The following is a 23,628-nucleotide window of genomic DNA, read 5'->3' as shown; positions in this document are numbered from 1 at the left end:
TCAACCTTCAGCGAAAGCGGAGCCTCCCCCGATGACGACCCAAACTGCCAAGACCCTGCGCCAGATCGTCGGCGCTCCGGCCACGCCCGCCCCGCTGGACAAGGCGGTGCTGGTGCTGATCGACCTGCAGCGCGAATACACCGACGGCGCCCTGCGGCTGTCTGGCGTCGATGCGGCGGTGGAGAAGGCGGCGGCGCTGCTGGACCTCGCCCGCACCAACAACGTGCCGGTGATCCACATCGTCCACCACACCGCGGCGGGCGCCCCGGTGTTTGATCCGACCGGTCCGATGGCGGAGATCGTCCCGGCGGTCGCCCCGCGCGCCGGGGAACCGGTGATCGTCAAGAAGCTCGCCAACGCCTTCGCCGGGACCGACCTGCAGGCGGTGGCCCGCGACACCGGGCGGACAGAGATGATCGTCGCCGGCTTCATGACCCACAATTGCGTCAGCAGCACCGTGCGCTCGGCGGTGGATCATGGCTGGCGGGTGACGGCCGTGGCGTCGGCCACCGCCACCCGCGACCTGCCGGACGGCAAGGGCGGCGTGGTGCAGGCCGCCGACATCCAGCGCGGCGTGCTGACCGGCCTGTCCGACAGCCTCGCAGTGGTGGTGGAGGATGCGCGGGCCTGGGGGTGAGCAGGGAGAGGGGCGCGGCCAGCGCCCCCTCCGCATCCTTACTTCTTTTCGGCCTTCCAGTAATAGTTGGTGTCGAAGCTCGGACCCCAGACGAGGCCGGAGACGTTCTTGCGCTCCGCCACCATCTCCGTCTGCTGGAACATGATGACGAAGGGTGAGTCGGCCAGGACCGAGCGCTGAAGCTCCTCGTACATCCGGGCGCGCTTGGCGCTGTCGCGCTCCTCGACCGCGGCGGCGGTCTTCCTGGTCAGTTCCGGGATGTCCCAGGCGTTGCGCCAGGCCAGCGGCTTGGACTTGGCGTTGTCGCTGTTGTCCGGGTTGGAAGCGAAGGTATCGGCGTTGGAATTCGGGTCCTGATAGTCGGCACCCCACTGCTGGATCATCAGCTCGTGGTTGCGGGCGCGGTATTTGGTCAGCACCTGCTTGCCGTCGCCGGGGATGATCTCGATCTTCACGCCGGCCTTGGCGGCGCTGGCCTGGATCGCCTGGGCCATGTCCTGGGTCGGGTTGGTGTTGCGCACGTCCATGCTGACGGTGAAGCCGTCGGGATAGCCGGCCTTCGCCAGCAGCTCCTTCGCCTTGGCCGGATCGTACTTGTAGGGGTTGTCGTTGACCGCACCCAGGAAGCCCTTGGGCAGGAAGGCCTGATGGACGGCGCCGATGCCGTTCATGATGGTGTCGGCCATGCCGTCATAGTCGACGAGGTACTTGAACGCCTCGCGCACCTCCGGCTTGGCCAGGGTGGGGTTCTTCTGGTTCAGGCTGAGATACCACAGCGTGCCCTTCGGCGCCTGGACCAGACGGATGGCGTCGCTGGACTTCAGCGGTTCGAACTGCTCCGGCTTCAGGTTGCGCGCGACATCGACGTCGCCCTTCTCCAGCAGCAGGCGCTGGGTCGCCGGTTCCGGGATGTGGCGGATCAGCACGCGCTTCAGCTTCGGCGCACCCTGCCAGTATTTCGGGTTGGCGTCGAAGGTCAGCAGTTCGCTCGCCTTCCACTGCTTCAGCATGAAGGGGCCGGAGCCGGCGGAGGCGGTCTTCAGCCAGCCGGTGCCGAAATCGCCGTCCTTCTCCTTGCTCTTCACCAGCTTGGAATCGACGACCGATGCCACGTCGGCGGTCAGGCAATAGAGCACGAAGGTCGGCGCATAGGCCTTGTCGGTGGTGAAGACCAGCGTGCGCGGGTCGGTCGCGCGGACCATCTGCTCCACATTGTCCGGGGTCAGGCCGAACTGGGTCAGGATGAAGGCCGGACCCTTGTTCATCTTCACCGCGCGGGCGAAGGACCATGCCACGTCCTCGGCGGTCAGCCGGTTGCCGGAATGGAAGGCGATGCCGTCGCGGATCTTGAAGGTGAAGGTCTTGCCGTCGGGCGACACGGTCCAGCTTTCGGCGACTTCGCCCTCGATCTTGCTGACGTCGTTGACGTCGAAATGGATCAGGCGGTCATAGACCTGGGCGCTGTATTCCGCCCCCGACAGCTCGAAGATTTCGGCCGGGTCGAGGCTGACGATATCGTCGAACTGCCAGGCCATCACCAGCGCGTCCTTCGGCGTGTCGGCGAGGACCGGAGCGGCGAAACCGGCAAGGGCGAGAGCGGCGGCGCCAAGAACCGTTTGCGCGATCAGGCCGCGCTTGAAGCTGGTCATCCCGTGAAGTCTCCCTGGAGGCCCGTTCGGGCGCTGTTGAGGGGCGGAATCTTCCCGCCGCCTTCCATGGCCTGTCAACCCGGCCGGAGGGCAGGTTTCATAAGGGGACGGGTTGCAATTCGCGGGGAAAGCGCCTAGCTCCTAACGCCCCCCGGCACCATTCTTGTATTCGCGGACATTCGGCAGAAGGAAACCACCGTCATGGGCTATACCGTCGCGGTCATCGGCGCCACCGGCAATGTCGGACGCGAGATCCTGCAAACGCTGGCCGAACGGAAGTTCCCGGCCGACAAGGTCATCGCGCTCGCCTCCGAAAAGTCGATCGGCCAGGAGGTGTCCTATGGCGAGGACGACGTCCTCAAGGTCCAGGACCTCAACAAGTTTGACTTCCATGGCGTGGACATCGTGCTGTCGTCGCCCGGCGCCAAGGTGTCGGCCGTGCATGTGCCGCGTGCCGCTGCGGCCGGTGCCATCGTGATCGACAACACCTCGCACTTCCGCATGGATCCCGACGTGCCGCTGGTGGTGCCGGAGGTGAACCCGGAAGCGCTGATCGGCTATCGCAAGCGCGGCATCATCGCCAACCCCAACTGCTCCACCATCCAGATGGTGGTGGCGCTGAAGCCGCTGCACGACCGCTACAAAATCCGCCGCGTCGTGGTTTCGACCTATCAATCCGTCTCGGGCGCCGGCAAGGAGGCGATGGACGAGCTGTTCACCCAGACCCGCGCCATCTTCGTCAACGATCCCATCGCCAAGAGCGTCTTCCCCAAGCAGATCGCCTTCAACGTCATCCCGCACATCGATTCCTTCATGGAGGACGGCTCCACCAAGGAAGAGTGGAAGATGATGGTAGAGACCAAGAAGATCCTCGATTCGAAGATCAAGGTCGCCGCCACCTGCGTCCGCGTGCCGACCTTCATCGGCCATGCCTTGTCGATCAACATCGAGACGGAGGAGCCGATCAGCGCCGAGGAGGCCCGGGTCATCCTGCGCGCCGCCCCCGGCGTGTCGGTGGTCGACCAGCAGACCGGCGACGGTTATGTCACCCCGGTCGAGGTCGCCGGCGACAACCCGGTCTTCGTCAGCCGCATCCGCGACGACTTCACGGTGGAGAACGGCCTGTCCTTCTGGTGCGTCGCCGACAACCTGCGCAAGGGCGCCGCGCTGAACGCGGTGCAGATCGCGGAACTTCTGGTGCGGGATTATATGGTGGAGTGACAGGCGGGCGCAGTGTTGCCCCCTCCCTGACCCTGTCCCGCCTTCGGCCGGCCAAAGGCCGGTCCGATTGCGGGAGAGGGGACTGCCGCTGAACTCCCGCAAAGGTCCTACCCCCTTGTGGACCGCGCCGGGTTTCCCGGAGGCCATTTGGCTGGAGTCGCGCCGCCATGACGACGTCCTCGATCCGGACCTAACAGCGCGCTTCGGCCTCGGCATGAAGAATGTGCCGACGGGCTCGAGCAGGCGCCTGTGGTTGAGCCGGTCGACCCACTCCAGGGTGGCGCCTATCACCTTCGCGCATCTGGCCCGAAGCCCAGAGCTGACCCATCCTTAACTCCTGAGTCGCGTCCAAGCACCGCAATAATCCTGCGCACCGGCCCGCGAGCCCACACGCATCCTTTCAAAACCCTATCCTCGTAAAAATCCGCTGATCCAACGGACTGCGACGGAATGTCGCATGGTTTAACCCCTGTACGCGCTCAACCTTTGTTCCCATGGCGCAGCTGAATGTGAGGAAAAGTCTATGCAATCGGTGGGAGAGAGGAAAGGCTTGTAACCCAGCGTGGCGTGGGGATAAGCTCCGGATGCGGGTATATGTCGCGCTAAGATGGCGTGATCCCTGCATAAACTGGCGTTCGCTGATAAGCCCAACTATGGACCGCACGAACGGATGACGGTCCGGTGGAGAAGAGGGCGGAGGGGGCGTCGGCGGGAAGAGACGACCGCGGGCCATGACGAGCGTCGCGGCTAAGAAGGGGTTGGGGATGAGAAGGCAAAGCCTGTACGCCGCCGGCCTGGCGGCGGTCCTGTCGATGGTCGGGCCGACGATGATGGGGTGGGGTGCCGCCCTGGCGAACGAGCCGAAGCCGTGGGAGATGGGCATGCAGCCCTCCGCCTCCCCGGTCAAGCACCTGATGACCTCGTTCAACGACCTGCTGACCATCATCATCACGCTGATCGTCATCTTCGTCGCGGCGTTGATGGCCTACTGCATCGTCCGCTTCGATGCGCGGAAGAATCCGGTCCCGTCCAAGACCTCGCACCACACGGTGCTGGAGGTCGCCTGGACGGTCGTGCCGGTGATCATCCTGATCGTGATCGCCGTGCCGTCCTTCAAACTGCTCTATGCCGCGGAACGCATTCCGGAAGCCGAGATGACCGTCAAGGTCACCGGCCGGCAGTGGTACTGGGACTATGAGTATCCCGACCACGGCAATATCGCCTTCTCCAGCTACATGATCCCTGAATCGGAGATCAAGCCCGGCCAGCGTCGCCTGCTGGAGGTCGACAATCGGGTCGTCGTCCCGGTCAACACCACGGTGCGGCTGATGGTGACCGCGGGCGACGTGATCCATTCCTGGGCGATGCCGGCCTTCGGGGTCAAGAAGGATGGCGTTCCCGGCCGCATCAACGAGACCTGGTTCAAGGCCGAGCGCGAAGGCGTCTATTACGGCCAGTGCTCTGAAATCTGCGGCACGAACCACGGCTACATGCCGATCGCGGTCGAGGTGGTGTCCCGCGAGGCTTTCGACGCCTGGGTCGCCAAAACCAAGTCGGCCTCCATGCCGAAGGACCCGACCCGCGACGTGGCGGCGCGTCCGACCGGAACGCTGGTCGAATGAGGATGCCGGGCGGGGGCGCGGACTTCGCACGGCCCGGCACAGGGATGACGCGATAAGAAGAACAGAACATACCCAGCCGCCGCCGGCCCGCGGAAGAACGGGCGGTGCTGCGGCCAGGGACAGCGACGAAGGGTAGAGACATGGCAAACGCCACACCGGGACAGGATCACGCCCATGGACAGGATCACGGGCATGGTCACGGGCATGACGACCATCACATGCCCGGCTTCGTGCAGCGCTGGTTCTATTCGACCAACCATAAGGACATCGGCACGCTCTATCTGATCTTCTCGGTGATCGCCGGGCTGATCGGCGGCCTGTTCTCCGTCATCATGCGTGCGGAGCTTCAGTCGCCGGGACTTCAGTTCGTTGCCGACGGCCAGATGTGGAACGTGCTGATCACGGCGCATGGCCTGATCATGGTGTTCTTCGTGGTGATGCCGGCGCTGATCGGCGGCTTCGGCAACTGGTTCGTGCCGCTCATGATCGGCGCGCCCGACATGGCCTTCCCGCGCATGAACAACATCAGCTTCTGGCTGATCGTGCCGGCCTTCCTGCTGCTGCTGGGCTCCGCCTTCGTCGGCACCGGCGCCGGCACGGGATGGACCATCTATCCGCCGCTGTCGGCGCAGCTGGGACACAGCGGGCCGTCGGTGGACATGGCGATCTTTGCCCTGCATCTGGCCGGCGCCAGCTCCATCCTTGGCGCGGTGAACTTCATCACCACCATCTTCAACATGCGCGCCCCGGGCATGACGCTGCACAAGATGCCGCTGTTCGTCTGGGCGATGCTGGTGACGGCCTTCCTGCTGCTGCTGGCGGTGCCGGTTCTGGGCGGCGCCATCACCATGCTGCTGACCGACCGCAATTTCGGCACCACCTTCTTCAACCCCGAAGGCGGCGGCGACCCGATCCTGTTCCAGCACCTGTTCTGGTTCTTCGGCCACCCCGAAGTCTACATCATGATCCTGCCGGCCTTCGGCATCATCAGCCACATCGTGTCGACCTTCTCCAAGAAGCCGGTGTTCGGCTATCTCGGCATGGCCTACGCCATGGTCGCCATCGGCGTGGTCGGCTTCGTCGTGTGGGCGCACCACATGTACACGGTCGGCCTCGACGTCGACACCAAGGCCTATTTCACCGCAGCGACCATGATCATCGCGGTGCCCACGGGCGTGAAGATCTTCTCCTGGATCGCCACCATGTGGGGCGGGTCGATCGAGTTCCGGGTGCCGATGCTGTGGGCGCTGGGCTTCATCTTCCTGTTCACCGTCGGCGGCGTGACCGGCGTGGTGCTGGCGAACGGCGGCCTCGACAACTATATGCACGACACCTACTACGTCGTGGCGCACTTCCACTATGTGCTGTCGCTGGGCGCGGTGTTCTCGATCTTCGCCGGCTGGTATTACTGGATCGGCAAGATGTCGGGCCGGCAGTATCCGGAGTTCTGGGGCAAGGTCCATTTCTACACCACCTTCGTCGGCGTCAACCTGGTGTTCTTCCCGCAGCACTTCCTGGGCCTGTCGGGCATGCCGCGCCGCATCCCCGACTATCCGGATGCCTTCTGGGGCTGGAACATGGTGTCGTCGCTGGGTGCCTATCTCTCCTTTGCCTCCACGCTGCTGTTCGTGTGGATCGCCTGGAAGACCCTGCGCAGCGGCGAACGGGTGCCGGGCGCCTATTGGGGGCCGCAGGCCGGCACGCTGGAATGGTCGGTCAGCTCGCCGCCTCCGTTCCACGCGTTCGAGACGTTGCCCCAGGTGAAGTAAGCATGCTAACGGGCGGGCGTTGCCGCACTGCAGCGCCCGACCCATCTGGAATGGACGAAGCCGGACAGCCCGAACAATGGGTGCCGGCAGGACGGGCGGCGCGGCGGCGGACCCGGGGTTAGAAGACGACAAGGACATGACATGACGGACGTGACGAACGAACTGACGCTCAACCAGACCGGAGGGGCGTCGGCCGGTGACTTCATCGAGTTGCTGAAACCGCGGGTCATGTCGCTTGTGGTGTTCACCGGACTGGCAGGCATCGTCCTGGCGCCCGGTCACATCCATCCCTTCCTGGCCGTGGTCGCCGTGCTGTGCATCGCCGTCGGCGCCGGGGCGTCGGGCGCCATCAACATGTGGTACGACAGCGATATCGACGCGGTGATGACCCGCACGGTCAAGCGTCCGATCCCGTCGGGCCGCGTCGAGCCGTCGGAGGCGCTGGCCTTCGGCGTGACCCTGTCGGTGCTGTCGGTCGTGGTGATGGGGCTGGCGGTCAACTGGGCGGCGGCGTCGCTGCTGGCGCTGACCATCGGCTTCTACGTCTTCGTCTACACCATGTGGCTGAAGCGCCGGACCCCGCAGAACATCGTGATCGGCGGGGCCGCCGGCGCCTTCCCGCCGATGATCGGCTGGGCCGCGGTGACGGGCAGCGTCGATCTGCCGTCGATCCTGCTGTTCCTGCTGATCTTCCTGTGGACGCCGCCGCATTTCTGGGCGCTGGCCCTGTTCCGCAACGGCGACTACACCCGCGCCGGCGTGCCGATGATGCCGGTGGTGGCGGGCGAGGCGGCGACCAAGCGCCAGATGCTGGCCTACACGCTGATCCTGCTGCCGGTGGCGGCGGCGCCGTCCTTCGTCGGGATCGCCGGGCCGGCCTATCTGGCTGTGTCGGCCGTCCTCGGCCTGATGTTCGTCGGCTATGCCGTCCGCGTCCTGCGCGCGACCGACGACAAGCCGGCCAAGAAGATGTTCGGTTTCTCGATCCTGTACCTGTTCCTGCTGTTCGCCGTGATGATGGCTGAGCGGCTGATCCTTGGAGGGTGGGCATGACGGTGATGGAACGCGATACCCCGACCGATACCCGCGCCTCGGTGGACGAGCAGAAGCGGCAGGAGGCGGACTTGCGCGCCCGGAAGCTGCGCGGACGCAATCTGGCCGTGCTGGCGGCGCTGCTGACGCTGGTCGCCCTGTTCTACGCCATAACCGTCGTGCGGATGGGCGGGGCGCACTGATGGCCAAGAGCGGCGAGATGACCAAGCGCGACGACAGGCTGCGCCGCCGCAACCGGCTGGTCCTGGGCTCCCTGTTCGGGCTGGTGGCGGGGATGATCGGGCTGACCTATGCGTCGGTCCCGCTCTACAACCTGTTCTGCGCCGTCACCGGCTTCGGCGGCACGACCCAGCGGGCCGAGCAGCCCGCCAACCGCGTCGTCGACCGCAAGGTCACCATCCGCTTCAATGCCGACACCAACAACGCGCTGCCCTGGTCCTTCAAGCCGGAGCAGAAGGAACTGGCGCTGAAGCTGGGCGAGACCGGCTTCGCCGCCTACCGGGCGGAGAACCGCGGGACCAAGCCCACCGTCGGCACGGCGGTCTACAACGTCTCGCCGGACAAGGCGGGCATCTATTTCAACAAGATGCAGTGCTTCTGCTTCACCGAGCAGATCCTGGAGCCCGGCCAGGCCGTGGACATGCCGGTGATCTTCTTCGTCGACCCGGCGATGGCCGACGACCCGAACATGGACGACGTGACCACCATCACGCTGTCCTACACCTTCTTCCGCGCCAAGGACAGCGAGGCCCGGCTTGCCCAGCATGCCGCGTCTCCCGCCCCGTCCGGCGGTGCGGAGGCAAGCAAACAAAAGGCGGAGCCGGGGGCGACCGCCACAAACTGAACCATATGGGGTAGTGAGACGATGGCCGACATCACCCACGGGCAAATGCCGCACGCCGAACCGTCAGCCCATGAACCGGGCGCCGGCATCCCGCATCCCTACCATCTGCTGAAGCCCAGCCCCTGGCCGCTGATCGGCGCCTTCTCCGGCGGGCTGCTGGCGACCGGACTGGTCGTCTACATGCATGACGGCGGCTCCTTCCTGATGATCCTGGGGGTGCTGGCCATTCTGGTGACGATGTTCGGCTGGTGGCGCTCCGTGATCCGGGAATCGGTGGTGGAGCATGCCCACACCCCGGTGGTGAAGATCGGCCTGCGCTATGGCATGGCGCTGTTCATCGCGTCGGAGGTGATGTTCTTCGCCGCCTTCTTCTGGGCCTTCTTCCACGCCGCCCTGGATCCGAAGGCGTCGCCGATCAACCCCGACGCCATCTGGCCGCCGCCGAACGTGCATGTCATCGACCCGTTCGACATGCCGCTGATGATGACGCTGACCCTGCTGCTGTCGGGCGTCACCGTCACCTGGGCCCACCATGCCATCCTGGAAGGGCGTAACCGCGAGGCGGCCAAGGCGCTGGGCCTGACCGTGCTGCTGGGCGTGCTGTTCTCCTTCTTCCAGGTCTATGAGTATGTCCACGCCGCCTTCAAGTTCACCGACGGCATCTTCCCGTCGACCTTCTACATGGCGACCGGCTTCCACGGCTTCCATGTGCTGGTCGGCACCATCTTCCTGGCGGTCTGCTGGGTCCGCACGCTGAAGGGCCATTTCACCCCGGAAAGCCATTTCGGCTTCGAGGCGGCGGCTTGGTATTGGCACTTCGTCGACGTGGTCTGGTTGTTCCTGTTCGTATCGGTCTACTGGTGGGGTGGTTATGGCGGCGTGATCGCCAGCCACTGACGCCACCGGCGCCGAGCCGTTCCCGCAGCCTTCACCCTCTGCCGGAGCGGCGCGAACGGGAGGTTTCAGCGTGAGCGACCATTACCCCAGGGTTCCCCCGATGTCCGCGGGCATGCGATGTGTCTGCCCGCGCTGCGGACGGGGGCGGCTGTTCTCCGGCTACCTGACGGTGGCGGACCGCTGCAACGTCTGCGGCCTCGACTTCTCGCAGGTGGACAGCGGCGATGGTCCGGCGGTCTTCCTGATCTTCATCCTGGGCTTCCTGGTTGTGCCGGTCGCGCTGTGGGTGTCGATGACCGTCGAATGGCCGCTGTGGCTGCACGCCATCGTCTGGAGCATCGTGGTGCTGGCTCTGACGCTGGGCATGCTGCGGCCGGCCAAGGCCTATGTCATCGCCCTGCAGTACCGCTACCGCCGCAGCGAGGTCGAGAAGGGATCATGAAGGCCGCAACCACCGGAACGGGGGCGGCGGGAGACAGCGCCGGATCGCGGGAGCGCCGCCGCTTCCGCCCGTCCCTGGGCGCCACCCTGGTGACGCTCGTGGGGCTGGCGGTCGCCATCGGCCTCGGCACATGGCAGCTGGAGCGGCTGCAGTGGAAGACCGATCTGGTCGCCCGGATCGCCAGCCGCATGGCCGAGCCGCCGGTGTCGCTGCCGGCCCGCATCGACGATCCCGCCGCCTGGGAGTTCCGGCCCGTCACCCTGACCGGCCGCTTCCTCAACGACAGGGAAATGCTGCTGATCGCCCGTCCGCACCAGGGACGGGTCGGCTACGAGCTTCTTGTCCCGTTCCAGCGGGCCGATGGGGCCGGCATCCTGCTGGTCAACCGCGGCTTTGTGCCGATGGACCTGCGCGACCCTGCCTCCCGCCCCGCCGGCCGGGTGGAGGGGGAGGTCGCCGTCAGCGGCATCGTCCGCCTGCCGCAGCAGCCCGGCCTGTTCCAGCCCGGCAACGGCACCCCGCAGCCGGGCTCCGCCTGGATGCGCGCCGATCCGCCCGCCATGGCGGCGGCGCTGTCGCTGGACCGCGTGGCGCCGGTGCTGGTGGAGATGCTGCCCGGCCAGACCCTCGGTTCCCCCAACGCCGGCCTGCCCGGCGCGCCATCCGGCATCCCGGCCGGCACCCTGGCGGGCATCGAGCCGCGGGTGGACCTGCCGAACAACCATCTGCAGTATGCCTTGACCTGGTACGGGCTTGCGGCAACGCTCGCCGGGATCTACGTGCTGTCGCAGCGCAAGCGCGCCGACACCGGAACCGACGGACGATCCGATGACCGCATATCAGGAGCTTGAACGCCGCCACGCCCGCATCGCCGCCATCGGCGACGCGCTGGGCATTCTCGGCTGGGATACCCAGACGATCATGCCGGAGGGGGCCAACGACGGCCGGGCGGAGCAGACCGCGACCCTGTCGGTGATCGCGCACGAGCTGGCGACCGACCCCCGCATGGCCGACCTGCTGGCCGAGGCGGAGGCGGACGGCAGCCTCGACCCCTGGCAGCGCGCCAACCTGCGCGAGATGCGCCGCCACCATATCCAGTCGACCGCCATCCCCGCCGATCTGGTGGAGGCGACCAGCAAGGCCGTCTCGGTCTGCGAAATGACGTGGCGCGCCGCGCGTGCGGAAAGCGACTTCGCCAAGCTGCTGCCGTCGCTGACCGAGGTACTGGCCCGCGTCCGCGAAGGGGCGGAGGCGATGGGAGCCGTCATGGGAATCAGCGCTTATGACGCGCTGCTCGATAGCCATGATCCGGGAGCGCGGGCGGAGCGGATCGACGCGCTGTTCGCCGACTTGTCCGCCTTCCTGCCCGACCTGATCGGCCGCGTGCTCGACCGTCAGGCCGCCGCCCCGGCGGCGGTCGATCCGCAGGGACCGTTCCCGGTGGAAAAACAGCGCGAGCTGGGCGTGCGGATGATGGAGCGGCTGGGCTTCGATTTCAGCCGCGGCCGGCTGGACGTGTCGCTCCACCCCTTCTGCGGCGGGGCGACCGGCGATGTGCGCATCACCACCCGCTATGACGAGGCGAACTTCACCGACGCGCTGATGGGCATCCTGCATGAGACCGGCCATGCGCTGTACGAGCAGAACCGTCCGCGCGCGTGGCTGGGACAGCCGGTGGGCCAATCCCGCGGCATGGCGGTGCATGAGAGCCAGTCGCTGCTGATGGAGATGCAGGCCTGCCGCTCGCCGGAGTTCATCACCTGGCTGGCGCCGCTGGTGCGCGAGACCTTCGGCGGGGAGGGGCCGGCCTGGGAGGCCGACAACCTGCGCCGCCTCTACAGCCGGGTGGAGCGTGGGTTCATCCGCGTCAATGCCGACGAGGTCACCTATCCCGCGCACATCATCCTGCGCTATCGCCTGGAAAAGGCGCTGATCGCTGGCGACCTGACCTTGCCCGACCTGCCCGGCGCCTGGAACGACGGCATGGCGGAACTGGTGGGCGTGGTGCCGCCGAACGACAGGCTGGGCTGCCTGCAGGACATCCACTGGCCGGGCGGCGGCTGGGGCTATTTCCCGAGCTACACCCTTGGCGCGATGACCGCGGCCCAGCTGTTCGACGCCGCGCGCACCGCCGATCCGGAGATCGTGCCCGCCCTGTCACGCGGGGAGTTCGCGCCGCTGGTGGCCTGGCTGCGGGTGAATGTGCATGAGACCGGTTGCTTCCATGCCTCCGGCGACGAGCTGCTGACGGCGGCGACCGGCCGTCCGCTCGACGCGTCGGTGTTCAAGCGGCATCTGGAGCGCCGATATCTCTGATTGGGTGACCGGGGCCGGTCCGGACGCCGGTCCCTACACCGCGATCTGCGTGACCATCGGCGTGTTCACCCCGGCATCGGCGCGGCGGTAGGCATCGATGGCGTCCGACCAGGGTTCGATGGTCAGCCCGCTGCCCATGGCTTCCTGGTGTATGCTCTGCGCGACATAGCCGGCGTTGGGAAGGGCGGTCAGCGGAACCGGGCCGCCGCTGACCGGGCTGGCGCCGTCCGCTGCGGATCCGGTGGTGAAGCTGCCGGCCGATCCGCTGGCGCCGCGCGTGCGGGTGGTCGTCGAGTCGGCGCCGGCACGGCCGCTTCCCTGCAGGGCGTCGCCGGTGGCCTCGGTCCCTTCCCGGTTCCGCTTGCGCTCCTCCTCGCCGGGGACGCGGCGGATCGGCTGAACGGCCGCTGCATCGCTCGCCAGCATCTGACGCAGCTTCGCAATGCCCGAGGTGGGCATCGCGCCGGTCGGTGCGGGCAGGGCGGCCAGTCCGGACAAGGGGCGGTTCCCTCTAAGGCGGCGGGAAGGCGGGCGGGCGGTCGTGCGACCGGGTCGATCTTGCACAAACAGCCCGGGATTCGAAACAGGGTAGTGGGACAAAGGTTCCGAAAAGTTTAAAATGCCCGTTAAATGTCCCAGGATTGCGACATCCTGGCAGACGCGAAAGCTCGGCAGGACCGGATCCGGCTGTTACAGTGGTTCGTTCGATCTCGGACCCGCGTAACGATGGATGGCGCGCCCACCTTGCCAGCCCAGATCCCCGATCTTCCGACGAACCTCTCCGCCACCGCCCGGACCATCGGACCGGACCCGTCCACCGGCAACGACTTGTCTATGCTGGCGCTGGAGCAGATGGACCAGGGCGTGATCCTGGTCGATGCCGATCTGACCGTGAAGGTCATCAACGGCCCGCTTTACGAGTTGTTCGGCCTGCCGCGGGGATACATGCCGGGGGCAGACTATGCGCAGATCGTCCGGTTCCTGGCCCGCAACGGCGAATATGGGCCGGGCGATCCGGACGTCATCGCCGCCCGCCATATGGAAAGGGCGCTGCGCGCCGACCCGCCGTCCTACGAGCATCGCCGCCCCGACGGCCGGGTGCTGGAGGTTCGGACCCGGCACACCACCGGCGGCGGATTCGTCCGCACCTACACCGACGTCACCGAGCGCCGCCGGGCGGAGGACGATCTCGCGACCCAGCGCCAGCTGCTTCGCCTGACCCTGGAGAATATGGGGCAGGGCATCGTTCTGCTGAACCGCGACCTGCGCTACATCGCCTGGAACGGCCTTGCCCTCGACATATTGGGGGTGCCGGAGGAACTGATGCGCGGCAGGCCGCGGCTGCAGGACGTGGTGCGCCACCAGATCGCCAGCCGGATGGTGGAATTGCCGGCCGGCTCCCCCGACTTCGGCGGCGACCTCGATGCCAAGACGGCCTATCTGATGGAGCGGATCGGCCGGCCTGATCGCGAGTTCGTCTATGCCCGGCCGCAGGGCGACGGACGCTTCATCGAGGTGCGGGTGGTGCCCCTGCCGGACGGCGGGCAGGTGCGCACCTTCACCGACATCACCGACCGGGTCATCGCCGACGAGGCGGTGCGCCAGAGCCGGGAGATCCTGACCGGCGTCATCGACGCCATTCCGGCGCTGATCGACGTGAAGGACCGCGACGGCACCGTCCGCCTGACCAACCGCTTCTACCGCGAGACCTACGGCCCGACCGAGGCCCCACCTCCCGGACCGCCCGCCGACCGCGCCGCCGCGCTGGACCGGCTGGTGGTGGAGAGCGGCCAGGGCGTGCCGTTCCACGAGGACCGCGCGCCGGACGGCGACGGCACCCTGCGCGACTGGCTGACCACCAAGATGCCGCTGATGGACGAGGAGGGAACGGTCACCCACATCGTCACCGTGGCGCTGGACATCACCGCGAGGAAGCGGGCCGAGGCGGAACTGCGCGACGCTCAGGCCAGCCTGATCCAGGCGGAAAAGCTGGCCTCGCTGGCCCAGCTGGTCGCCGGGGTGGCGCATGAGGTGAACACGCCCATCGGCGTCACCCTGACCGCCATCTCGCATCTCGGGGAGGAGGTTGGCCGCATCCGCACCCTGTTCGAGGAGAACCGCATCCGCCGCAGCGACTTCCAGGATTTCCTGGACGTGGCGTGGGAATCGACGCGGATGATCCTGTCCAACGTCGAGCGCGCCACCGGCCTGATCCAGAGCTTCAAACAGGTGGCCTCGGACCAGGCGAGCGGCGAGCGCCGCCCCTTCGACCTCGCCGCCTATGTGGACGAGGTGCTGCTGAGTCTGCGCCCCCGCCTGCGCCGGACCCGCGTGACGGTGGAGTTGGACATTCCCGCCGGCCTGATCGTCGACGGCTATCCCGGCGCCTTCGCGCAGGTGCTGTCCAACCTCATCATCAACGCCCTGGTCCATGCCTATGACGAGGGCGGGACCGGCCGCATCCTGCTGTCCGCCCGCGAGCAACCGGCCGGCTGGATCGAGATGCACTATGCCGACGACGGCAAGGGCATCCCCGCCGCCATCCGCCCCCGCATCTTCGAACCCTTCTTCACGACCAAGCGCGGCATGGGCGCCAGTGGCCTGGGCCTGAGCATCTGCGCCAACATCATGGCCGGCACCATGCGTGGCAGCATCGTGCTGGACGAAGGCGGGGATGAGCCCGGGGCGCGGTTCCTGCTGCGGTTTCCGATGGGGTAGGGGAGAACAGCCTCTCTCACCCCGCGATCAGGTCCCTGATCCGGGCCGCCAGCACGTCCATGGCGAAGGGTTTGGTCAGCACCGACATGCCCGGCTCCAACTGGCCGTTGTTCAGCAGCGCGTTCTCGGCGAACCCGGTGATGAACAGCGCCTTCAGCGTCGGGCGGCCGACGCGGGCGAGGTCGACCATCTGGCGGCCGTTCATGCCGCCGGGAAGGCCGACATCTGTCACCACCAGATCGATGCGCGCGTCCGATTGCAGGATCCGCAGGCCGGCGGCACCGTCCGCCGCCTCTATCGCCACGTAACCCAGGTCGTTCAGCAGGTCCATCACCAGGAATCGCAGGCTCGGCTCGTCGTCCACCACCAGGACGGTTTCGCCTTCCCGCGCCGGCGGGGTGATCGCCGATATGTCGCGGACCTCCTCCTCCTCCGCCTCGCCGCGGTGGCGGGGCAGGTAGAGGCAGACCATGGTGCCTTCGCCGACCTCCGAATAGATCTTCACATGGCCGCCGGACTGCTTGGCGAAGCCGTAGATCATCGACAGCCCAAGCCCGGTGCCCTGGCCGATAGGCTTGGTGGTGAAGAAGGGATCGAAGGCCTTTTCGATCACGTCCGGCGTCATGCCGGTACCGTTGTCGGACACGCAGAGGGAGACATACTGCCCCTCCTGCATGTCCTGCTGCCGCGCGCCCTCGCGGTCGATCCAGCGGTTGCCGGTCTCTATGGTGATCCGGCCGCCGTTGGGCATGGCGTCGCGGGCATTGATGCACAGGTTCAGCAGCGAGTTTTCCAGCTGCGAGGGGTCGACCATCGTCGCCCACAGGCCGGACATCCCGACCATCTCCACCTGGATGCCCGGCCCCACCGTGCGCTGGATCAGCTCCAGCATTCCGCCGACCAGCCTGTTCATGTTCACGGCCTTCGGCGCCAGCGTCTGCTGCCGGGAGAAGGCGAGCAGCCGGTGCGTCAAGGCCGCCGCCCGTCTCACCGCCCCCTGGGCGGCGATGATGAACTTGTCCAGTTCGTTGACGCGGCCCTGGTCGATGCGGGCGGCGATGCGCTCCAGCGCGCCCGAAATCCCGGCCAGCAGGTTGTTGAAGTCATGCGCCAGTCCGCCGGTCAGCTGCCCGACCGCCTCCATCTTCTGTGACTGGCGCAGTTGCTCCTCGGCCTTCATCAGTTCGGCCGTGCGCTCGGCGACGCGCAGTTCCAGCGTTTCGTTCAGCGCACGCAGGGCCGCGGCCGCCCGGTCGCGCTCGGCCTCCACGGCGCGGCGCTCCTCCACGTCCAGCAGCACGCCGGGGAAGCTCAGCGGCGTGCCGTCCGGCCCACGCTCGACACGCCCGTTCGCCTCGATCCAGTAGTATTTCCCGTCCGCCCGCCTGACCCGGTACTGGTGGGCATAGGTTCCGCCGCGAGCGACGGCCTCCTGGACCGCGGCGATCAGGCCGGGCCTGTCGTCGGGATGGACGCTGGCGACCACCTGCTCCAGGTTGAGGCCGTCGCGGCCCAGCGCCGGATCGAGGCCGAAGGCTTCGGCAAAGGGCTCGTCCACCGTGAAGCGGTTTTCGGCGATGTCCCAAATCCAGGTGCCGATGATGGCACCGGCCGCCAGCGCCAGCTGGACGCGCTGCACATTCTCCCGCGCCAGCGCCTCGCTGACGCGCAGGGCTTCCTCCGCCCGGCGGCGGGCGGTGATGTCGCGGAACAGGACGGAGACTTGCCGCCGGCTGGCCGGCTCCACACGGGCGGCCGACACCTCGATATAGCGTTCGACCAGCGCGAAGTAGCGCTCGAACCGGATCGGCTGGCCGGTGCGCAGCACATTGCCGTACAGTTCGATCCAGCCGTCGGCCTCGGCCGGGGCGAGGGTGCGGACCGCCATGCCGACGATGTTGCGGATTCCGGTCTGCCGCTCGTAGCCGTCATTGGCCTCGATATGGATGTAATCGGTAAGGTTGCCGTCGGCATCCTCACTGAACTCGATGATGCAGAATCCGTCTTCGAGAGCATTGAACAGGGCGCGATACCGGTCCTCGCTTTGCGCCGACACATCGGTCGCCATCATCTGCTCTGTCACCCGGTGTCTCCATCGTCCAGCCGGAACAAGCTCGCCGACTTATCCAAGCTCTCTTATCATGCGCATCTTATGGGGCAATCGGACGATGTAGATATGCGGAAGGATCAACTCCTCCAGGGTCGGGATGCGGCAAACATGATGCGCGATCTTCCGATCCCTTGCGAATTCGCAATGCCGCCCGCCCGGTATCGCATTAGCGTGTACTCATATTCCCCCATCGACGCGCGATGCGGCACCGGAATGGAGAACAGGCCATGACCACCCACGCCGACCCGACCACCCCCGTCTATGAGCGCTTCAACCTCGGCATCTTCCTGCTCGGGCTGCTCGCCGCGGCGGTGATGCTGCTGATCCTGCCGATCGGCTTCATCTTCCATCCCACCATCATCCTGTACGCGGCATTGCTGGGCACCGCGCTGTATTTCGTGGCGATCTGGAAGATGACGGCCGGATCCAAACGGACCTGAAAACGCAAAGGCGCCCTCCCCACCATGAGCGGGGAGGGCGCCTTCGCCTTGCCTCACGTCAACCGGGAGCCCGAGGCCCTCACTCCGCCGCCAGCGGCTGCGGGGCGGCGACCGGGGCGCGGTAGGCGTCCAGAAGCTTGGCCTCCTTCGCCTTCGCCACCGAGACGTTGCGGGCCTTCACCGGGCCGTAGCCGCGCATTTCCATCGGCAGCTTGGCGATCTCGACCGCCAGATCCAGCTTCTCGCGGGTCAGGCCGTGCAGGACCTCGCCCATCACCGCCTCATACTCGGCGATCAGCTGGCGTTCCTGGCGACGCTCGGCGGTGCGGCCGAACGGGTCGAACCGGGTGCCGCGCAGGCGCTTGCCCTTGGCCAGCAGGCGCAGGACCGGCAGCATCCACGGGCCGAAGGTCTTCTTCTTCGGCTCAGCGCCATCCGCTTCGGCTTCGCCCATCACCGGCGGGGCCATGTGGAAGGTCAGCTTCCAGTCGCCTTCGAACATCCGCGCCACATTCTCGACGAAGCCGGTGTCGGTGTAGAGCCGCGCCACCTCATACTCGTCCTTGTAGGCCATCAGCTTGAAGTGGGACCGGGCGACCGCCTCGGTCAGCACGGTGGAGCCGGGGATCTTCTGCTGCTCGATCCGGCGGGTCCAGTCGACCAGCGCATGGAAGCGGGCGGCATAGGCGGCGTCCTGGTAATCGACCAGGAAGCGGTGGCGGCGGTCGATGACCTCGTCCAGGCTGCCGGATTGGCGGCGCTGGTCGAGCAGCAGCGACGGGACGGCCTGCACCGGCTCCTGGGGCTTTGCGGCGGCCTCGACTGATGCCAGATCGACCGCGGCGCGGCGGCCCCACTGGAAGGCGTCAAGGTTCAGCTTCACCGACACGCCGTTGAGCTCGATGGCCTTCAGGATCGACTCCTCGCTGAGCGGGATCAGGCCCTTCTGCCACGCATAGCCCATCAGGAACGGGTTGGCGTAGATGCTGTCGCCCAGCAGCGCGGTGGCGAGCTTCGTCGCGTCGAAGGCATCGACATTGGACTCGCCGCAAGCCTTCCTGATGTCGCCGACGAGGTCGCGCACCGGGATCACCATGTCCGGCTTCTTGATGAAGTCGGCGGTGATGCTGTCATGGGTGTTGATGACGGCGCGGGTGCGGCCGGCGGTCATCTTCGACAGCCCGTCGCCCGCCGCCGCGACGATCAGGTCGCAGCCGAGCACCGCGTCGGCCCCGCCGGCCGCGATGCGGACGGAGTGGATGTCCTCCGGCGTATTGGCGATGCGGATGTGGCTGGTCACGGCGCCGCCCTTCTGGGCGAGGCCGGTCATGTCCAGCACGCCTACGCCCTTGCCCTCGATATGGGCGGCCATGCCCAGCAGCGCGCCGATGGTGACGACGCCGGTGCCGCCGACGCCGGTGACGTAGAGGCCCCAGGTCTTGTCGAAGCTGGGGATGGTGGGGGCCGGCAGGCCGGCGCCGTCGGCCGACTTCGCAGTGGCCGGCTTCGGCTTGCGCAGCTGCCCGCCTTCCACGGTCACGAAGCTGGGGCAGAAGCCCTTGGTGCAGGAATAATCCTTGTTGCAGCTGGACTGGTCGATCTGGCGCTTGCGGCCGAACTCGGTCTCCTGCGGGATCACCGACACGCAGGACGACTTGGCTGAGCAGTCGCCGCAGCCTTCGCAGACCAGTTCGTTGATGACCACTCGCTTGGCCGGATCGACCATCTTGCCGCGCTTGCGGCGGCGGCGCTTCTCGGTGGCGCAGGTCTGGTCATAGATCAGGACGCTGACGCCGGGGACCTCGCGCATCTCCTTCTGCACGCGGTCCAGGTCGTCGCGGTGCTCGACATTGGCGTACTGCGGCAGGCCGTTGCCGATGCCGTACTTGTCCGGCTCGTCGGTGACGACGGTGATGCGCTGCACGCCCTCCGCCCGCAGGACATGGGCGATGGACTGCACGGTCAGCGTGCCGTCGAAGGGCTGGCCGCCGGTCATGGCGACCGCGTCGTTGAACAGGATCTTGTAGGTGATGTTCACCTTGGCGGCGATGGCCTGACGGATCGCCAGGATGCCGGAGTGGAAATAGGTGCCGTCGCCGAGGTTGGCGAAGATGTGCTTCTCGTCGGTGAAGGCAGCCTGACCGACCCACGGCACGCCTTCGCCGCCCATCTGGGTGAAGGTGTCGGTGGAGCGGTCCAGCCACGTCGCCATGTAATGGCAGCCGATGCCGCCCAGCGCGCGGCTGCCTTCCGGCACCACGGTGGAGGTGTTGTGCGGGCAGCCGGAGCAGAAGGTCGGCTTGCGCACCACGCGCGCCACATGGGCCTTCTGCTTCTCCTGCGCGTCGAGGAAGGCGATGCGGCGGGCGAGGTTCTCGTTGTCGACGAAGCGCTGCAGGCGGCGGCCGATCACCACCGCGATCTGGGCGGGCGACAGCTCACCGGCGCTCGGCAGGATCCACTCGCCCTGCTCGTCGAACTTGCCGACCACCTTCGGGCGGACGTCGGGGTTCCAGTTGTAGAGCTGTTCCTTCAGCTGGTTCTCGATGACCGCGCGCTTCTCCTCCACCACGATGATCTCTTCCAGACCTTCGGCGAAGTGGCGCACGCCGTCACGCTCCAGCGGCCAGGGCATGCCGACCTTGTAGACGGTGATGCCCCAGTCGGCCGCCATCTCCTCGGTGATGCCCAACTCGTCGAAGGCCTGACGGACGTCGAGATAGCTCTTGCCGGTGGTGACGATGCCGAAACGCGGACGCGGGCTTTCCATCACCACCTTGTCCAGCTTGTTGGCACGCGCGAACGCCAGGGCGGCGTACAGCTTGTGCTTCATCAGCCGGTATTCCTGCTCCAGCGGCGGGTCGGGCCAGCGGATGTTCAGGCCGCCGGGCGGCATCGGGAAATCGGTGGGGATGACCGGGGAGACGCGGTGCGGGTCGATATAGACCGACGCCGAGGTGTCCACCGTCTCCGCGATCGTCTTCATGGCGATCCAGCAGCCGGAAAAGCGGCTCATCTGCCAGCCGATCAGGCCGTAATCCAGGATCTCCTGCACCCCCGACGGGTTCAGCACCGGGATCATGGAGTGCATGTAGGCGTGTTCGGACTGGTGCGGGAAGGTGGAGGATTTGGAATTGTGGTCGTCGCCGGTCAGCACCAGCACGCCGCCATGCTTGGAGGTGCCGGCCGCGTTGGCATGCTTGAACACGTCGCCCGACCGGTCGACGCCCGGCCCCTTGCCGTACCACATGGCGAAGACGCCGTCATACTTGGCGCCCTTGAACATGCCGACCTGCTGGCTGCCCCAGACGGCGGTGGCACCCAACTCCTCGTTCACGCCGGGCTGGAACTGGATGTGGTTCTTTTCCAAGAACTTGCGGGCGTTCCATAGATTCTGGTCGAAACCGCCCAGCGGCGAGCCGCGATAGCCGGAGATGAAGCAGCCGGTGTTCAGCCCGGCGGCGAGGTCGCGCTGGCGCTGCATCATCGGCAGGCGGACCAGCGCCTGGGTGCCGGTGAGGTACACACGGCCCTGTTCGAGCGCGTACTTGTCTTCGAGCGAGACAGTTGCGAGCGCCATTCTTCATTCCCTCCCATCGGTCGGCATCCTGGCAAACTCCATGACGGAGTGCTGGGGCGTCGATTTGTTCGCTGGGCAAAAAGGTAATGAAGGCTGTCTTATATCGCAACGCCCGTGGCCGGCCGTTCTGCAAAAAGCAAGGAACGGCGCGGCAACCGGCGGTATTCCGTAACGGAGCGTATGGAAAGCCCTGCCTTGTGGAATTTCCTGCTCCGCCCCCTCTCGCCCAGACCCTCTCCAGACGATATGGGGGCGGACTCAGCGTCCCGTCAGGGGGATTTGCCGGAAGGCACCGGGCTGCCACCCTCCGGCCAAGTGCCGAAGTCGGTCTGGCCGCGGGCGGCAAGGGTGCGGACGCTGGCGCGCAGGGTGCGGATCAGGCACAGCGCCACCGCCATCGACTGGGTGCTGCCGTCGGAACCCACCAGCCAGCGCAAGGCCGCGGCATGGGCCTGCAGGGCGTCGACATAGCCCTCCACCTCCGGCTCCACCCAGGTGATGCAGGTGGACAGCGACGAGACGATCGACGACGCGGCGGAATCGCCGGCGGCAGCCAACTGCAGGTCGGACAGGGCGTGGCGCAGCCGGCTGCCGATGGGGTCGGGGCGGTCGATCGCCGCTTCCAGCTTGTCGAGCGCCAGCATCAGCCGGACCCGCTTGGGATCGTCACTGCGCAGCGTTGCCGCCCCGGAGTCCGGCGGGGTTGCCGTAGGGGGCAGGGACGGCGGAGCCGGCGGCGGCAGCTGCGCTCCTCCACCCGAGGGCGGGCGCAATGCCGCGGGCAGCGGGGCAAAAGGCTGTGAGGGGGCTGGTGAGAGGAAGGCTGGTTGCCGCCGGTGCGGCTCTCGTTGCGGGGTTCGGTGCCGCTGCGGGGCGCCGCTTCGCGCCGGTTCAGCACCGCGTCGATGCGGCGGGCCAGCGTGGCGGCGGGCACCGGCTTCGCCAGGACGGAATCCGCCCCGGCATCCCAGGCGCTGCGCACGGTGGCGAGGTCGGCGTTCGCGGTCAGCACGATGATCGGCATGGCGGGGCGCATGCTGTTCGCGGACTGGCGCACCCATTGGATCAGCTGGGCGCCGCCCACCGGCTCCATCACCCAGTCCGTCACCATCAGGTCGTAGACCTCGCGGCGCAGGGCATCCTTGGCTTCCTGGCCATTGGCGACCGCGGTGATCTGACCGACGCCCCAGAGCCCCAGCATGTCCTTCAACGCCCGCTGCAGCAGCGGGTTGTCGTCGACGATCAGGATCTTGACGGGAGAGGCGGGGCGCTTCGTCATGGAGCGGTTCCGGTGATGCGGCTGTCTCACCCCCATATCCGCCTCGTGCCGCGGCTTTTCATGGAGGGGGACGGGTGACCGACCAATGAGACGTCGCCTGCACCCTTCGGCAGGCGGGATTATCCCTGCCGCTGTTCGAAAGGGTTGGGGCACGGGACGGGCACCCCTTTCGATGACATCGCGGACCCGGCGCCTGTTATATTAGAATATCCTGATGGGAGTGGACGGGCTGGCGGGCGGCTTCTATGATCCTGGTCCGGGTCGTTTGTGAAAGGGCGGAGAGATGGACGGCGGATGCTGTGGCGGTTCCTGTGGCGGCGGCGGATCCCCCCGGCCGGCGGGTGGATCGGGCGACCTGAAGCACACGATGCGGATGTCGATGGTGGTGAATGGGCTGCTCGGCGCCCTGCTGCTCGCCGCCGCCAATGCGACGCAGGCGGTCTCCCTGTGGGCGGCGGGGCTGCTGGTTCTGAACCATGCGGCGACCAACGGCGCGGCGCTGGCCGGCATGGGACATGCGCCGGAATGGCGTGCGCGGCTGTCGGCCATGCAGGGGGTGGTGCTGGCCCTCGCCGCGGTGGCGCTGGTGGTGGTTGCCGGGCGCAGCATCACCGGCATGGCGTTTCCCGACGTGCCGCTCGCCAGCCTCGCCCTGCTGTTCGCCATCGGCGTGACCGTGACCGCCGCGACCCTGCTGTTCGCCGGGCGGCGCGGCACGCTGACCCTGCGGGCGATCTGGCTGTGTTCCCGCAAGGATGTGCTGCCGCTGGGCACCGGTCTGGCGGGGCTGGCGGTCAGCTGGCTGTTGATGGACGGTGCACCCGATGCGCTGGTAGGTGCCGGGGTGGCGGCGATGCTGCTGCCGGTGGCTTGGGGGCTTGTTCGCGGCGAGATGGTGGGTGAGGGCGGGTCCGCCCGGATGCGTTAGACCCCCACCTATCCTCCCCCGCTCTCAGCGGACCTATGGTCCGCCTGTCGCGTCAGCACAAAGCGAAGCTTTGTGCGAGAGCTGGGCGGGGAGGGACTGCCGCCACACTTCGACAAAGCTCCT

At 67.1% G+C, this 23,628-nt stretch carries 20 protein-coding genes; 14 read left to right on the top strand and 6 right to left on the bottom strand.

Annotated elements, in window-relative coordinates; translation table 11 throughout:
* Positions 1-31: 31 nt before the first annotated feature.
* Complete coding sequence (locus AB8P05_RS02955; RefSeq protein ID WP_472758740.1) at positions 32-637, top strand: cysteine hydrolase family protein; 606 nt, start codon at positions 32-34, stop codon at positions 635-637.
* Positions 638-675: 38 nt separating this feature from the next.
* On the opposite strand, the gene AB8P05_RS02950 is transcribed toward AB8P05_RS02955, so the two are convergent.
* Entirely contained in the window at positions 676-2,286 is a 1,611-nt protein-coding gene (locus tag AB8P05_RS02950; RefSeq protein WP_472758739.1) for an ABC transporter substrate-binding protein, read from the bottom strand.
* Between the two features lie 201 nt (positions 2,287-2,487).
* Between AB8P05_RS02950 and AB8P05_RS02945 the strand changes: the two genes are divergently transcribed.
* The 10 genes from AB8P05_RS02945 to AB8P05_RS02900 all read left to right on the top strand — a co-directional run bounded on the left by AB8P05_RS02945 (position 2,488) and on the right by AB8P05_RS02900 (position 12,450).
* A complete protein-coding gene (locus AB8P05_RS02945) occupies positions 2,488-3,507 on the top strand; it encodes an aspartate-semialdehyde dehydrogenase (protein ID WP_455171814.1) in 1,020 nt (339 codons plus the stop codon).
* Positions 3,508-4,271: 764 nt separating this feature from the next.
* On the top strand, positions 4,272-5,129 hold the full coding sequence (gene coxB / locus AB8P05_RS02940; protein ID WP_472758738.1) for a cytochrome c oxidase subunit II: 858 nt from the start codon (positions 4,272-4,274) through the stop codon (positions 5,127-5,129).
* Between the two features lie 140 nt (positions 5,130-5,269).
* Positions 5,270-6,898 (top strand): cytochrome c oxidase subunit I, encoded by a 1,629-nt coding sequence (gene ctaD, locus AB8P05_RS02935; protein WP_472758737.1) that lies wholly within the window; start codon positions 5,270-5,272, stop codon positions 6,896-6,898.
* 141 nt (positions 6,899-7,039) lie between these two features.
* The gene (gene cyoE, locus AB8P05_RS02930; RefSeq protein WP_472758736.1) at positions 7,040-7,951 is read left to right on the top strand and encodes a heme o synthase; all 912 of its coding nucleotides are present in this window, start codon (positions 7,040-7,042) and stop codon (positions 7,949-7,951) included.
* A complete protein-coding gene (locus AB8P05_RS02925) occupies positions 7,948-8,133 on the top strand; it encodes a hypothetical protein (RefSeq protein WP_455171810.1) in 186 nt (61 codons plus the stop codon). The genes cyoE and AB8P05_RS02925 overlap by 4 nt, the downstream gene beginning before the upstream one ends.
* Positions 8,133-8,795 carry a cytochrome c oxidase assembly protein gene (locus AB8P05_RS02920; RefSeq protein WP_472758735.1) on the top strand — a complete coding sequence of 221 codons (663 nt, stop codon included), beginning with the start codon at positions 8,133-8,135 and terminating at the stop codon, positions 8,793-8,795. The genes AB8P05_RS02925 and AB8P05_RS02920 overlap by 1 nt, the downstream gene beginning before the upstream one ends.
* A gap of 21 nt (positions 8,796-8,816) precedes the next feature.
* Positions 8,817-9,692, top strand: coding sequence for a cytochrome c oxidase subunit 3 (locus tag AB8P05_RS02915; RefSeq protein WP_472758734.1), 876 nt, complete (start codon positions 8,817-8,819; stop codon positions 9,690-9,692).
* A 100-nt stretch (positions 9,693-9,792) separates the two neighbouring features.
* Positions 9,793-10,134: a DUF983 domain-containing protein gene (locus tag AB8P05_RS02910; protein ID WP_455171807.1), complete on the top strand. Its 342-nt coding sequence runs from the start codon at positions 9,793-9,795 to the stop codon at positions 10,132-10,134.
* A complete protein-coding gene (locus tag AB8P05_RS02905) occupies positions 10,131-10,985 on the top strand; it encodes an SURF1 family protein (protein ID WP_472758733.1) in 855 nt (284 codons plus the stop codon). The genes AB8P05_RS02910 and AB8P05_RS02905 overlap by 4 nt, the downstream gene beginning before the upstream one ends.
* Positions 10,963-12,450, top strand: a complete 1,488-nt coding sequence (locus AB8P05_RS02900) for a carboxypeptidase M32 (RefSeq protein ID WP_472758732.1) — start codon at positions 10,963-10,965, stop codon at positions 12,448-12,450. Before AB8P05_RS02905 ends, AB8P05_RS02900 begins: the two co-directional genes overlap by 23 nt.
* Before the next feature lie 33 nt (positions 12,451-12,483).
* Here the strand turns inward: AB8P05_RS02900 and AB8P05_RS02895 are convergent, their stop codons facing one another.
* Entirely contained in the window at positions 12,484-12,948 is a 465-nt protein-coding gene (locus AB8P05_RS02895; RefSeq protein WP_472758731.1) for a hypothetical protein, read from the bottom strand.
* Between the two features lie 228 nt (positions 12,949-13,176).
* Between AB8P05_RS02895 and AB8P05_RS02890 the strand changes: the two genes are divergently transcribed.
* The gene (locus AB8P05_RS02890; protein ID WP_472758730.1) at positions 13,177-15,168 is read left to right on the top strand and encodes a PAS-domain containing protein; all 1,992 of its coding nucleotides are present in this window, start codon (positions 13,177-13,179) and stop codon (positions 15,166-15,168) included.
* 16 nt (positions 15,169-15,184) lie between these two features.
* Here the strand turns inward: AB8P05_RS02890 and AB8P05_RS02885 are convergent, their stop codons facing one another.
* Positions 15,185-17,239, bottom strand: coding sequence for an ATP-binding protein (locus AB8P05_RS02885; protein ID WP_472758729.1), 2,055 nt, complete (start codon positions 17,237-17,239; stop codon positions 15,185-15,187).
* Between the two features lie 266 nt (positions 17,240-17,505).
* Between AB8P05_RS02885 and AB8P05_RS02880 the strand changes: the two genes are divergently transcribed.
* A complete protein-coding gene (locus AB8P05_RS02880; protein ID WP_472758728.1) occupies positions 17,506-17,718 on the top strand; it encodes a hypothetical protein in 213 nt (70 codons plus the stop codon).
* A 79-nt stretch (positions 17,719-17,797) separates the two neighbouring features.
* Here the strand turns inward: AB8P05_RS02880 and AB8P05_RS02875 are convergent, their stop codons facing one another.
* From AB8P05_RS02875 to AB8P05_RS02865, 3 genes are all read right to left on the bottom strand, one after another.
* Positions 17,798-21,298: an indolepyruvate ferredoxin oxidoreductase family protein gene (locus AB8P05_RS02875; RefSeq protein WP_472758727.1), complete on the bottom strand. Its 3,501-nt coding sequence runs from the start codon at positions 21,296-21,298 to the stop codon at positions 17,798-17,800.
* 269 nt (positions 21,299-21,567) lie between these two features.
* On the bottom strand, positions 21,568-21,942 hold the full coding sequence (locus AB8P05_RS02870) for a hypothetical protein (RefSeq protein WP_472758726.1): 375 nt from the start codon (positions 21,940-21,942) through the stop codon (positions 21,568-21,570).
* Entirely contained in the window at positions 21,942-22,577 is a 636-nt protein-coding gene (locus AB8P05_RS02865; protein ID WP_472758725.1) for a response regulator, read from the bottom strand. The genes AB8P05_RS02870 and AB8P05_RS02865 overlap by 1 nt, the downstream gene beginning before the upstream one ends.
* Before the next feature lie 367 nt (positions 22,578-22,944).
* Between AB8P05_RS02865 and AB8P05_RS02860 the strand changes: the two genes are divergently transcribed.
* A complete protein-coding gene (locus tag AB8P05_RS02860; RefSeq protein WP_472758724.1) occupies positions 22,945-23,505 on the top strand; it encodes a hypothetical protein in 561 nt (186 codons plus the stop codon).
* Positions 23,506-23,628: the final 123 nt, after the last annotated feature.

It is taken from the genome of Azospirillum sp. VT-I1 (assembly GCF_055698305.1).
The sequence above is the reverse complement of the archived record's forward strand: the minus strand, read 5'-3'. Positions and strand labels throughout refer to the sequence as shown.